Here is a 12,561-nt window from a genome sequence, read left to right as displayed (position 1 = left end):
TCACGAGGAGCCCACCATGACCCACGACCCGGAGCACACCCGCGACCTCGCCCGCCGGCTCGCCCGCCGCAGATTCCTCGGCGTCGCCGCCGGCACCACCGCCGCGGCGCTGCTCGGCGCGCAGACCGCCGCCGCCGCGCCCACGGCCGCCCCGGGGGCACCCGGCCGGCGCCGACTGCTGCCCCCCGGCCGGCTCGGCATCCAGCTCTACACCCTGCGCGACCAGACCGGATCCCTCGGCTTCGCCCGGGTCTTCGAGGAACTCGCCCGCTACCACTACGACGAGGTCGAGTTCGCCGGCTACACCCAGGGCAGCGCGGGCCCCATCGACCTGGCCCAGCTCAAGCACCTGATGCGGGACAACGGGCTGCGCGGCGTCGGCAGCCACGTCGGTTACTCCTCCACCGACCCCCAGGCGTACACCTTCGCCACTCGGCTCACCCAGGTCCTCGACGACGCCGAGGCGCTCGGCCTGCCGTATGTCGGCACGCCCTCCAGCCCCGACCGCTACGGCAACACGGTCGACGCCTGGAAGCGCGCCGCCGAGGAATTCAACACCTACGGAGCCGCCGCGAGGGCCCGTGGACTGCGCTTCTACCACCACAACCACGCCGACGAATTCTCCTTCGCCACCGACAACCCGCGCGTACGCCTCTATGACGTACTGCTCGCCGAGACCGACCCCGACCTGGTCTTCCTGGAGATGGACATCTACTGGGCGTATGTCGCCCAGTCCCGCTTCTCCCGGCGCCCCGACGGCACCCCCGCCCCCTTCGAACCGCTCGACTACGTACTGAAGGCCCCGCACCGCTACCCGCTCTTCCACGTCAAGGACGGTGAGCACGACACCGCCACCCAGGACGGCTACCACATGACCGATGTGGGGGACGGCGATATCGACTACGGACGATTCCTGGCCACCGTGTACCGCCGTAGGGGCGATCGTCACCGCGACCACCACTGGATCGTCGAGCGCGATGACGCCGTCGACCCGGCCGCCAACCCGGCCGGCTCCCTGTCCACCGCCGACCGCTCGGCCCGACACCTCCGCCGGCTGCGCGGATAGCCGGCGCGGGGCGGGTCCACCGCCCGCCCCGTCTCGCGGCCGCTTCGGACTGCCCGGTTCCCCGCTCCGCCGGAGCGGGTTGCCCGCGGTCCGATCCGCGAGACCGGCCCGGCCGCCGGCCACCGTCCGGGTAATGTGCACCCGATCACGAAGGAAGCATCAGAAGTACGACACCGCACCAGGCATCCGAACCACGAATGGCGAGACGCACATGAGCGAGGGGACAGCACCGGCGGCCGGCGAAGCGGCCGCCATCGCCGACGAGGCGGCCCGTGAACGGCTGAGCTATCTGCGCAGCAGCATCGACAACCTCGACGCCGCCCTGGTGCATCTGCTCGCCGAGCGCTTCAAGTGCACCCAGCAGGTCGGTGAGCTCAAGGCCCGGCACAGCCTGCCGCCCGCCGACCCGGCCCGCGAGGCCGCACAGATCGAGCGGCTGCGACGGCTGGCCGAGGACGCCAAGCTGGATCCGGCCTTCGCCGAGAAGTTCCTGAACTTCATCATCGGGGAGGTCGTCCGCCACCACCGGGCGATCGCCGACCGTACGCAGGAGGAGACGGGGGAGCCGGCCGCCGGCTGAGCCCCTACGCACGTCGGACGAGGGCGGGCGGTGTCCTCGCGGCACCGCCCGCCCTCGCCGCATCCCGTGCACGCGAACTTCGCCTCCACCACGGCGTGTTGGTGCCGGGCGCCGGGAGTGCCCGCGGTCCACGGGCGGACCGCGCCGCCGCCGGGGGCCACGCGGTCGCCTCACCCAGCTGGCCCCGTCGCCCGCGCCGAGTGACACTCGCCATACCTGACGCCGGCCGGTGCCGCAGTGCCGCCCTGCCCACTACCGTCCAGTAACACGGTTCCTCCGGGAGCCGCCGAGCGCCACCACCCTGCCCCTCCGGCCGTGCACCGAGAGCGGAGACACCCGATGGCACCCACCGCCGAACCCCCCTCGAACCCGCAGCGGAACGAGCGCACCACGCCCGCCCCGACGCTCCTCCTCAAGCCGGGAACCTCCTGGCAGGACGCCTGGCAGCGCAGCCTGGCCGCGGCCCCCGAAGCCTTCCGCGACGACCAGGCCCTCAACCTCTGGGCCGCTGCCTGGCATCCGGACGGCGATCCGCTGTCCGCCACCAGCCCCATCGACGGCACCCCCATCGCCGGCCCGCCCCGGCTCGACGCGGACGCCGCGCTGCACGCCGTACGTGCCTCCCTCGACCAGCACCGCGCCTGGCGCCATGTGCCGTTGACCGAACGCAAGGCCCGGATCTCCGCCACCCTCGACGCGCTGACCGAGCACCGCGAACTGCTGGCGCTGCTGCTCGTGTGGGAGATCGGCAAGCCCTGGAAGCTCGCACAGGCCGATGTCGACCGCGCCATCGACGGCGTCCGCTGGTACGTCGCCGAGATCGACCGGATGGTCGCCGACCGCACGCCGCTGCCCGGCCCGGTCAGCAACATCGCCAGCTGGAACTACCCGATGTCGGTGCTGATCCACGCGATGCTCGTCCAGGCGCTGGCCGGCAATGCGGTGATCGCCAAGACCCCCACCGACGGCGGTCTGGTCTGTCTCACGCTCGCCTGCGCCCTGGCCGCCCGTGAGGGGGTCCCGGCCACCCTCGTCAGCGGCAGCGGCAAAGAGCTCTCGCCCTCCCTCGTGCGCTCGCCGGAAATCGGCTGTGTCTCCTTCGTCGGCGGCCGGGACACCGGCGCCCGCGTCGCCACCGCCGTCGCCGACCTCGGCAAACGCCACATCCTCGAGCAAGAGGGCCTCAACACCTGGGGCATCTGGAACTACACCGACTGGCAGTCCCTGACGCCCCTGGTGCGCAAGACCTTCGACTACGCCAAGCAGCGCTGCACCGCCTACCCCCGCTTCGTCGTCCAGCGCGAGGCCTTCGCCGACTTCCTCGCCGCGTACCTCCCGGCCGTCCGCAGCGTCCGGTTCGGCCACCCCCTGGCCGTCGCCGACCCCGCCGACCCGCTCCCCGAACTCGACTTCGGCCCGCTGATCAACGCCGCCAAGGCCAAGGAGCTCGCCGACCTCACCACCGAGGCGATCTCCCGGGGCGCCGTCCCCCTGCACCGCGGCACCCTCGCCGACGGCCACTTCCTGCCCTCCCAGGACACCTCGGCATACTTCCCGCCCACCACCCTCCTGGCCCCGCCCTCCGCTTCCCCGCTCCATCACGCCGAGCCGTTCGGCCCCGTCGACACCCTCGTCCTCGTCGACACCGAGGCCGAACTCCTCGCCGCCATGAACGCCAGCAACGGTGCCCTGGTCGCCAGCCTGTCCTGTGACGACAAGGGCACCTTCGACCGTCTCGCCCCACAGATCCGCGCCTTCAAGGTCGGCCACGGCAAGCCCCGTTCCCGCGGCGACCGCGATGAGCTGTTCGGCGGCTTCGGCAACTCCTGGAGCGGCGCATTCGTCGGCGGCGAACTCCTGGTCCGCGCGGTGACCGAGGGCCCGGCATCCGAACGGCTGCCCGGCAACTTCCCCGACTACCACCTCATGCCGTAGCACGCGCACCGGCCGTCCGCGGCCGCCGGCACCGCACGCTCCACCACCTGCAACAGCAGCGTGCGGTGCCGCAGCGGCGGCTCCTGCCGTCCCTCCGACGCGAGCAGCAGCAGATCACCGATGGCGGCAGGGGGGCGTCCCGCGGTGACCCGCAGACGCTCCCGCAGCGGCGAAAGCGCCCGTGGCCTGCGTGGACCACTGAGATGCGTAATTTGTCCCTCATTGCCCATAAATCGAGGTTATGTGGCGGACGGATATGCAGGTGAAAGGCACTCCGAAACCTTGGTATTGTTGTCCATGTCGCCGCGGGGAACGCCCCGTGAAGATCACACCTAGTCCGGGTGGCGGAATGGCAGACGCGCTAGCTTGAGGTGCTAGTGCCCTTTATCGGGCGTGGGGGTTCAAGTCCCCCCTCGGACACTCACATACGCACATGTCAGCGGGTTGTGACCGTACGGTCACAACCCGCTGCTTTGCGTGGTACTCCAGCCCAAGACCGAAGTCGGCGTAGAGCGGGACTTCGTTGCCTTGTGCTTCATGCCTCGTGCGGTGCGGTACTCAGTACGTCACCGGGCCTTGGCGGCGCAGGCACCGGCCGCGCACGCGGTGAGCCAGGTGTCGAAGTCGGCGTCGTAGCTGGTACCGATGCCGGTGTTGTAGACGGCGTAGCCGCCTTCGTAGTCGCCCGTCCGGAAGTGCGTGAGCATGTTGGCGATGTCCGCCGGGTGCTTCTCGAACATGTAGCGGACCGCGAGGTAGCCCCAGGGATAGGTGCGGGTCACATCGCTGTTGTCGTAGGTGCTCTGGAACAACGTGCTCAGCTTGTAGGTGTGCTTTCCGGCCTCGGAGACCGCCTCGTCGTCGGTGATCTTGCGGTAGCCGTACGAGACGTACTCGGCGAGTCCCTCGATCCACCAGACGTCCGGGACCGACGTCTGCTTGCCGAAGTCGCCCTTCATGTCGTCGCGGGCGTCGAGGTAGTGGGTGTATTCGTGGTTGAGGTTCCAGATCCGGGCCGGGAAGCCGTTGTCGTCGCTCCTCTGGTACATGATGGACAGGGGCTTGTTGTCGGGTTCGGTCGGGTCGCCGATCATGGTGATGCCGCCGTTGTTCGTGTCGACGCCGTAGATCGCCCCGGCGTAGGTCTGGTAGTCGTTGCGACTGCCGAACACGGAGAACTGGATGGTCGACTCGTACTGGCCGGGGATCGGGCCGTCGTCCTTCACGAGGCTGTGGACGTACGAGTCCTCTTTCAGGACGCTTTCGCATGCGGCGTCGAGTTCGGCGGCGGTCAGCGCCTGCGCCTTGAGGGTGTGTGTCGTGTCGCAGGTGTGGGAGACCGGGAGGGCCGCCTTCGTGAGTTGCCCGGCCAGGTCGCAGACGGCGTAGTACGAGCAGTTGTCCTTGTCGTAGGAGTCGGCCTGTGAGGCGACCGTGACCCACAGGGGCGCAGTCGGTCCGGTGATCTTCGAGGCATCGAGCAGGCCCTTCATCAGCGGCCGGACCTTGTCCCGGAGGGCCGCATGCTCGACGTAACGCGCCACGTTCATACCGGCGTTGGAGTCCAGGTAGGACTTGTCGGTGCCCAGCAGGTCCTTGTGGTCCAGCGCGAACGAGTTGACCGTGTCGACGATGCTCGGGTCGGCCGTCACCGCCTTCACATACTCCGGATTCCAGTTTCCGCGCCAGAGCGGGGTGTAGACGTCGTTGACGGCCGACAGCATGCTGGGGATGCCGTCGTAGGAGTTGTTGTACCCGGTGAGCACCTTCTTGTAGACGTCCAGATAGCGGGCCTGCTCGTTGGCGCTGTCGGTGAGGATCATGACCTCGCCGAGGACGTCGCCGTTCTTCGAAGTGACGTCCTTGGAGTGGGAGTTGGCGAAGAAGCCGTCCAGGCCGCCCTCGACGGCCGTCGCCAGGGTCGTGCCGTAGTCGCCGACGTCGTCCGAGTGGTTGGACTGCACGTAGTAGCCGGCGCGCAGGAAGAGCACGAGCTGCCACGTGTTCGCCGAGTTGTCGCCGGGATAGGCCGCCGTCGCGTCCTTGAAGGCGGTGGCCATGGTGACCATCTGGTCCTCGCGGAAGACGTTGTACGCGTCTTTCCCGGTGACCGAGAAGAGGCTGTTGATGCACTCCATGCTCGCGGCTTTGACGGCCGTGACCAGTTCGGGTCCGGTCCGGCCGCCGAAGTCGCCGGGGCTGCAGGAGGCCGCCGCAGTCGGTGAAGTGGGGGGTTTAGACGCGCTGAGTGGGGGGCGCTGGGCGGGGGAGAGCGGCCGACGCTGCACATCCGGCCGTTCGCCCGTGCCGACGGTCGAGCCGATGGGCGGCGGTGTGGGGCGGGGTGTGAGAGGGGGTGCGGTGCGGGGTCCGGTCACGGGTTCGGCGACGGCTGTCGGATGGGGCGTGGCCGCCGCCGGCGTCGCCAGGCAGGCGATCGTCGCTAAGACGGTCAGGCCGTCGACCACACATCTGGGCCAGGTGAAGCGGTAGCGCATCCCTGCTCCTTCGTGGGGGGAAGGTGCGCCTCGGGAACCGCGTGAGGCGCGTGTGGCACCTTCTCAGCGCACACCACCCGCCGACAATGAGGTGTGACATAGCACATCGGGCTGACCCGCCATAACGTCCCACGAGGCGTCAACGTCCCGACGTGTCTTCGTCGGTGGCCGGTCCGCGGTGGTGCCGCACCTCCCGGTCGGACCGGATCACGCCCTGCGGCCCGGCCACGCTCCAGGTCCGCGACGCCCACCTCCGCAGATGCGGCGACTGCGCGATGAGAGCGCGGTACGCCGCGGTGGCGGAGCTGACGAGCGTGTCCGCAATCTCGTCGGCGAGGCTCTCACGCCGCCAGGCCAGCACGTAACGGCACCACAGCGGTGTGCCGGTCAGCGGTTTGACGAGGACGCCGGGGACCGGACGGAGCGTCGCCTGCACGATGGAGACCCCGAGACCCTCTGCGATCATGTTCTGCAACTGCATCTGGTCGCCGAGGAATTCGTGCACCGTCGCCGGGGTGAAACCGGCCGACTCGCAGGCCGCGTAGAACACCCCCGGCCAGCCGGCCCCGTCGTCCGGAGTGACGAACCACGCGTCGTCGGCCAGATCTGCGAGCCCGGCCTCCAGGCAGTGTTTGAGCCGGTGGTTCGTCGGCAGGGCAACGAAGGACGGCTCGGTGACGATCCCGCGATGCGCGACGGCGGCCGAGTGCCGTAGCTCCAGCCCGGGATAGTCGGCGGCGATCGCCGCGTCCACCTCGCCGTCCTCCAGGAGTTGGACGATTTCCGAGGACGGATACACACTGCTCACCGTGAGCGCGAGGTCGGGCAGCCGGCTCCGGAGCCGGACGGCCATGCCGGACAGCACCGGGGAGTTGGTCGCGGCGAGACGGAGGGGCCGGCGCGCTCGCGCCACGCTCTCGGCCGGGCGGCGCCCTATGGCATCCGCGCGTGCCAGGACGTCACGGGCCTGCGCCAGGACCCCCGCGCCGTACGGTGTCAGCTCGACACCCGAGATGTTCCGCTCGAACAGCGGCGTGCTGAAATAGCGCTCGATGCGCCTGAGTTGTGTGCTCATCGCCGGCTGCGAGTAGCCCAGCTCCGATGCGGCCCGTCCCACACTCCCGGCATCGGCGATCGCACACAGCACTCTCAGATGCCGAAGCTCCAGATCCATGTGCCCACCCCTCCCATCGGGTCAGTGCATCATCGGCATGACTCGTCCTTGATGCCCTGCGTCCCAGCGTCGGTCCTTCCCGGCAGTGTCCGGTGGGTCAATTCCGGGCAGGTCGTGCACACGCCTCCACACTGCGTGGCGGCGCCGCACGTTGATTCGCTCCGATTCCCCGCCCGACGCCGCTGAGTATGCCCAGGCGGACCGGGCGCCCGCCGAGTCTCGACGCATCTTCCAACTTCTCCTGCGGTGCGCTGACCGCGCTCAGCGTGTACATAGGGTTTACCGGCATGTGCGTACGGTGCGCGCCCCCTCGGACGCCAGTGAAAATCCCTGCTGAGCGGGGGTTTTTGCGTTCCCGGGCAACGCCGGAAAAAAGTCTGAATTGCCTGTTCAATCCCCTTTAGTGGGGAGTATGCTAAATGAAGGCCTGCGGGGCGAGCGAGGGAGTCCGCCCCGACTGGCCTCGGAGAAGGCAACCCTGGTTGCCGCCGAGGACATGAAGGAAGGTCGGGCTGAGAGGTCGAAAGGTCGTGAGACCGGACGGCGACCCCTAGCACCTGATCCGGACAATGCCGGCGAAGGGAGCCCACCTCGTAGGTCGATTGTGTGCGTCGATCCGTCGCTTAGTCGCTGCGCATGAGATCCGCACACTTCTCCCCGATCATCATCGTGGTGATGCAGGGGTTCACCGCGGGCAGGAACGGCATCACCGAAGCGTCCGCCACCCGCAGGCCGGTCACGCCCTTGACGCGCAAGTGGGGGTCGAGTGGCGTCGCCTGATCATCAGCGGGGCCCATCTGGACGGTACATGCGGGGTGGTAGACCGTGTTGTGCGTGGTGCGGATGTAGTCGAACAGATCCGCGTCGGAGTGGGTGGACGGGCCGGGGGCGAGTTCGGTGCCGGCCCAATCGACCATCGGCTTCTGGGAGATGATCTCGCGGGCGAGGCGCAGGCCGTGGGTCATGACGCGGATGTCGTGTTCGTGGGTGAAGTAGCGCGGGTCGACCTTGGGCTTGTCGCGGAAGTCGCGGGTGCGCAGCCGGACCGTGCCCATCGAGCGGGCCCGGGTGACGTTCGGGGTGAGACAGAAGGCGTTTTCCGAGGTGGGGTAGCCGTGGCGGTAGGTGTTCATGTCGAAGGGCACCTGACCGTAGTGGAACATCAGGTCCGGGCGGTCGAGGCCGGGCTCGGTGTCCGCGAAGATGCCGATCTCCCACCACTGGGTGGACGAGTTGACCATGGGCTGTTTGGCGTCCCACATGATCACGCCCTCCGGGTGGTCCTGGAGGTAGGAGCCGACGCCGGGGGAGTCGACGATCGGCTCGATACCGGTGGCCCGCAGATGGGTGGCCGGGCCCACACCCGAGAGCATGAGGAGTTTCGGGGAATCGATGGCGCCGCAGGAGACGACGGTCTCGCGGCGGGCGTTGACGGTGCGGGTGTGGATCAGGTCGGGGGCGAGATAGTCCACGCCGGTGCAGTGCCGGGCGGAGTCGAAGTTCAGGTGCTTGGCCTGGAGCCCGGTGCGTACCTCAAGGTTCTTGCGGGTGCCCATGACGGGGTGGAGATAGGACACCGAGGCAGAGGAACGGGTGCCGTCCGGGCGGCAGTTGATCTGGAACCAGTTCGCACCCCGGACGACGGTATGGCCGGTGTTGAACGCCGTGTTCGGGATGCCGGCCGCCACACAGGCCTCCAGAAGCGCCACACCGCACGGGTCGTGGGGCGGGATGGTGCGCAGGGTGACCGGGCCGTTGCGGCCGTGGTGGTCACCGGGGGCGTCATTGTTCTCCAGCCGCTGATAGAGCGGGAAGCAATCGGCCGCGCTCCAGCCCGTACAGCCCATCGCGGCCCACTCGTCGAGGTCCTCGGCCGGGGCCCAGAAGGCGATACAGGAGTTGTGCGAGGAGCAGCCGCCGAGCACCTTGGCGCGGGCGTGCCGCATGAAGCTGTTGCCGTTCTCCTGCGGTTCGACCGGGTAGTCCCAGTCGTAGCCGGACTCCAGCAGCCCCATCCAGCGGTCCAGGCGCAGCACGTTCTCGTCCCCGACGTCGGAGGGTCCGGCCTCCAGTAGGCAGACGGTGGCCGTCGGGTCCTCGCTGAGCCGGGCCGCCACGACCGCGCCGGCCGTGCCGCCGCCGACCACGACATAGTCGAACTCGTCCACAGGGGCCTCTTGGGACATCGCGCCGTCTCCAGATCAGGGGGTGGGGGTGCTGCTGGTGCCCGGCCCGCCGTTGCCGGGGGCGACGGCGGCGTGCGTGGCCAGGACGCCCGTGCGCTTGCGCTGGACGAACCAGTAGTAGGTGAACCCGCCGATCGCCACGACGCCGATGAACAGGAAGGCGCCCCAGCGCAGATACCAGTGCTGCGGGCCGGTCGCGTTGTACACCGCGGCGCGCGGCCAGGCGAGGTTGAGGGACATCCCGAAGCCCCAGAGCACGGCGAGGGCGTTCACCGGAAGGCCGAACCTGCCCAGGGAGAATTTCCCCTTGGCCGGTGTCCAGTTGCCGCGCAGCCGCTGGACCAGCATCGGCAGGGTCACCGCCAGATAGGCCAGATAGATCATGATGATCGCGATGCTGGTGATCACCGAGAAGATCTGCGGCTGGTTGACGTTGATGAGGAGGATGGCGATCGCCACCAGGCCGATGACAACGGCGGGCAGCACCGGCGTCTGGAAGCGCGGACTGACCTTGGCGAGCAGGGAGGCGGCCGGGAGGTTGTTGTCCCGGGCCATCGCGAACGCCAGCCGGATGCCGGCGGTGTGCACCGCAAGCTCGCACACGGTGATCGCGATGACCACACACCAGAGGACGATCTGCCCGATGGTCGAGCCGAGCGTGGAGAGCACCACGTACTGCAGGCCGTCCACGGACAGCTGCTTGGCGTGCAGATCGGGCACGGAGAGCAGGGCGAAGAGGAGGATCAGGCCGCCGATGAGAAAGGACGCGATCAGCGCCCGCAGGATCGCGCGGGGCGCGTTGCGGCCGGGGTCCTTGGACTCCTCACCGAGCGACGAGGCGGTGTCGAAGCCGTACATGACGTACGCCGAGGCCAGTGCCGCGGTCAGGAACGCCCCGAAGTAGCCGAGGCTCTGGCCTTGGCCCAGACCGAAGGTGTCGAACACCACGCCGGGGCCGCGGGTGACATGCGCGGCAAGGAGAATGATCAGGATGACGGCGGCGATCAGCTCGATCGCCACGCCCGCCGAGTTGATCCGCGCCATCAGCTTGACGCCGAAGGCGTTGACCAGGGTGGTGAACGTGATGAGGATCGTGCCGAGCACCACGGCGTTCTCGGCCGCGGACTTGCCGGTGCCGTCGCCGATGAACTGGAACCACGACGAGATCTGCGGCAGCGTCACCTGGTACGCCAGCGCCACCGCGGACAGCGACACCATGGTGGCGGTCAGCATCATCCAGCCGCCCAGCCAGCCGATATGCGGCCCGCCGAGCTTCTTGGACCAGTTGTAGACCGACCCGGCCACCGGATAGCGGGCGGCCAGCTCGCAGAAGCACAGCGCCACCATGAGCTGGCCGACGAAGACCATCGGCCAGGACCACCAGTACGCCGGACCGCCGTGGGCGATGCCGAAGTAGAACAGCTGGAAGGTGCCGGTGAGGATCGAGATATAGCTGATCCCGGCGGCGAAGGTGTGGAAGTTGCCCAGGGTGCGCTTGAGTTCCGGCTTGTAGCCGAGCTCGGCGAGCGAATCGTCGTCGTGCGATCCGTCGGCCCGGGTGCCGGGGCGCGGGGACTCCGAGCCGGTCACTCGAACCACCTCTGCGGACGTGGCGCCGTATTGCGCCAGACGTGCTTGGCCTCCTGGTACTCGGCCAGCCCCGCGGGCCCGAGCTCACGCCCGATGCCCGACTGCTTCATTCCGCCCCACTCCGCCTGCGGCACATAGGGATGGAAGTCGTTGATCCACACCGTTCCCGTGCGCAGCCGGGCGGCGACCCGGTGGGCACGTCCGCTGTCCTGCGTCCACACCGCCCCGGCCAGTCCGTACACCGTGTCGTTGGCGAGCGAGACCGCCTCCTCCTCGTCCCGGAACCGCTCGACGGTCAGCACCGGGCCGAAGCTCTCGTCGCGGACGACGGACATGTCCGGGGTGCACTCGTCCAGCACGGTCGGCAGATAGTAGAAGCCGTTCGCCAGCGACGGATCGTCGGGCCGCGAGCCGCCGCAGAGCAGTACGGCGCCCTCGTCGAGCCCGGCCGCCACATACGCCTCGATCTTCGCGCGGTGCGCGGCCGAGATCAGCGGACCGGTCCTGGCATGCTCGTCGAACGGCCCGCCGAGCCGGATCCGCTGGGCGCGGGAGACCAGCTCGTCGACGAACGCATCGTGCAGCTCCTCCTGGACGAGCAGCCGGGCGCCCGCCGAGCAGACCTGGCCGGAGTGCAGAAAGACCGCCATCAGGGCGTAGTCGACGGCGGTGTCGAAATCGGCGTCCGCAAAGACGATGTTCGGGTTCTTGCCGCCCAGCTCCAGCGCGATCTTCTTCACCGTGGGCGCCGCCGCGGCCATGATGCGCCGGCCGGTGACCAGACCCCCGGTGAACGACACCATGTCCACCCGTGGGTCCTCGGTCAGCGGTGCACCCACGGCCTGGCCGGTGCCCAGCACCAGATTGGCCACGCCGTCCGGCAGCCCGGCCTCGGCCAGCAGCCGCATGAGGTGGATGGCGGTGTGCGGGGTGAGCTCACTGGGCTTCAGGACGAAGGTGTTGCCGGTGACCAGGGCGGGTGCGACCTTCCAGGCGGTCTGCAGCAGCGGGTAGTTCCACGGGGTGATCAGCGCACAGACGCCGACCGGCTGGTGCCGCACCGTACTGTCGATCTCCAGGGCGCCGGCGTCCACCACCCGGTCGGTACCGCCGGCCGCGCCGAGGTTGCCGAAGTAGCGGAAGCAGTTGGCGATGTCGTCCATGTCGTATGCGCTCTCGACCAGCCGCTTGCCGGTGTCCAGCGACTCGGCCCTGGCCAGCGCGTCCTTGTCGCGCTCCAGCAGCTCGGCGACGCGCAGCACCAGCCGTCCGCGCTCGGCCGCCGGCGTCCACGGCCAGGCTCCGTCGTCGAAGGCCGTTCGGGCAGCGCCGATCGCCGCTGCCGCGTCCTTCGGCCCGCCCTCGTCCACGGTCGCGACCAGCGTGCCGTCGGCCGGGCAGCGGATCTCCCGCACCTGCCCGTCGGCCGCTGCGGTCCACTGACCGCCGATGAACAGCTCCGGCATGGTGGTGCCTCCGGTCTCCGGGCTCGTACGAGGCGGCAGCGGCAGGCCCGGCGCCCCGGCCGACGG

9 protein-coding genes and 1 tRNA gene are annotated in these 12,561 nt (G+C 69.3%); 4 read left to right on the top strand and 6 right to left on the bottom strand.

Features of this window, described 5'->3' with window-relative positions:
* Positions 1–16: 16 nt before the first annotated feature.
* From ACWGI6_RS12640 to ACWGI6_RS12630, 3 genes are all read left to right on the top strand, one after another.
* Positions 17–1,066 carry a sugar phosphate isomerase/epimerase family protein gene (locus ACWGI6_RS12640; RefSeq protein ID WP_453267480.1) on the top strand — a complete coding sequence of 350 codons (1,050 nt, stop codon included), beginning with the start codon at positions 17–19 and terminating at the stop codon, positions 1,064–1,066.
* 211 nt (positions 1,067–1,277) lie between these two features.
* The gene (locus ACWGI6_RS12635; RefSeq protein WP_393907770.1) at positions 1,278–1,646 is read left to right on the top strand and encodes a chorismate mutase; all 369 of its coding nucleotides are present in this window, start codon (positions 1,278–1,280) and stop codon (positions 1,644–1,646) included.
* A gap of 339 nt (positions 1,647–1,985) precedes the next feature.
* Entirely contained in the window at positions 1,986–3,581 is a 1,596-nt protein-coding gene (locus tag ACWGI6_RS12630; RefSeq protein ID WP_453267479.1) for an aldehyde dehydrogenase family protein, read from the top strand.
* Here the strand turns inward: ACWGI6_RS12630 and ACWGI6_RS12625 are convergent.
* Entirely contained in the window at positions 3,563–3,811 is a 249-nt protein-coding gene (locus tag ACWGI6_RS12625; protein WP_453267478.1) for a hypothetical protein, read from the bottom strand. The genes ACWGI6_RS12630 and ACWGI6_RS12625 overlap by 19 nt on opposite strands.
* A gap of 105 nt (positions 3,812–3,916) precedes the next feature.
* On the opposite strand from ACWGI6_RS12625, the gene ACWGI6_RS12620 reads away from it, so the two are divergent.
* Positions 3,917–4,001 (top strand) — tRNA-Leu (locus ACWGI6_RS12620).
* A 146-nt stretch (positions 4,002–4,147) separates the two neighbouring features.
* Here the strand turns inward: ACWGI6_RS12620 and ACWGI6_RS12615 are convergent.
* The 5 genes from ACWGI6_RS12615 to ACWGI6_RS12595 form a co-directional block, all read right to left on the bottom strand.
* On the bottom strand, positions 4,148–6,079 hold the full coding sequence (locus tag ACWGI6_RS12615) for a collagenase (RefSeq protein ID WP_453267477.1): 1,932 nt from the start codon (positions 6,077–6,079) through the stop codon (positions 4,148–4,150).
* A 139-nt stretch (positions 6,080–6,218) separates the two neighbouring features.
* Positions 6,219–7,253 carry a LysR family transcriptional regulator gene (locus tag ACWGI6_RS12610; RefSeq protein ID WP_453267476.1) on the bottom strand — a complete coding sequence of 345 codons (1,035 nt, stop codon included), beginning with the start codon at positions 7,251–7,253 and terminating at the stop codon, positions 6,219–6,221.
* Positions 7,254–7,876: 623 nt separating this feature from the next.
* The gene (locus ACWGI6_RS12605; protein ID WP_453267475.1) at positions 7,877–9,439 is read right to left on the bottom strand and encodes a GMC family oxidoreductase; all 1,563 of its coding nucleotides are present in this window, start codon (positions 9,437–9,439) and stop codon (positions 7,877–7,879) included.
* A 15-nt stretch (positions 9,440–9,454) separates the two neighbouring features.
* Complete coding sequence (locus ACWGI6_RS12600) at positions 9,455–11,029, bottom strand: APC family permease (protein ID WP_453267474.1); 1,575 nt, start codon at positions 11,027–11,029, stop codon at positions 9,455–9,457.
* On the bottom strand, positions 11,026–12,495 hold the full coding sequence (locus tag ACWGI6_RS12595) for an aldehyde dehydrogenase family protein (RefSeq protein WP_453267473.1): 1,470 nt from the start codon (positions 12,493–12,495) through the stop codon (positions 11,026–11,028). The genes ACWGI6_RS12600 and ACWGI6_RS12595 overlap by 4 nt, the downstream gene beginning before the upstream one ends.
* Positions 12,496–12,561: the final 66 nt, after the last annotated feature.

This window comes from Streptomyces sp. NPDC054786, assembly GCF_053611685.1.
The sequence above is the reverse complement of the archived record's forward strand: the minus strand, read 5'-3'. Positions and strand labels throughout refer to the sequence as shown.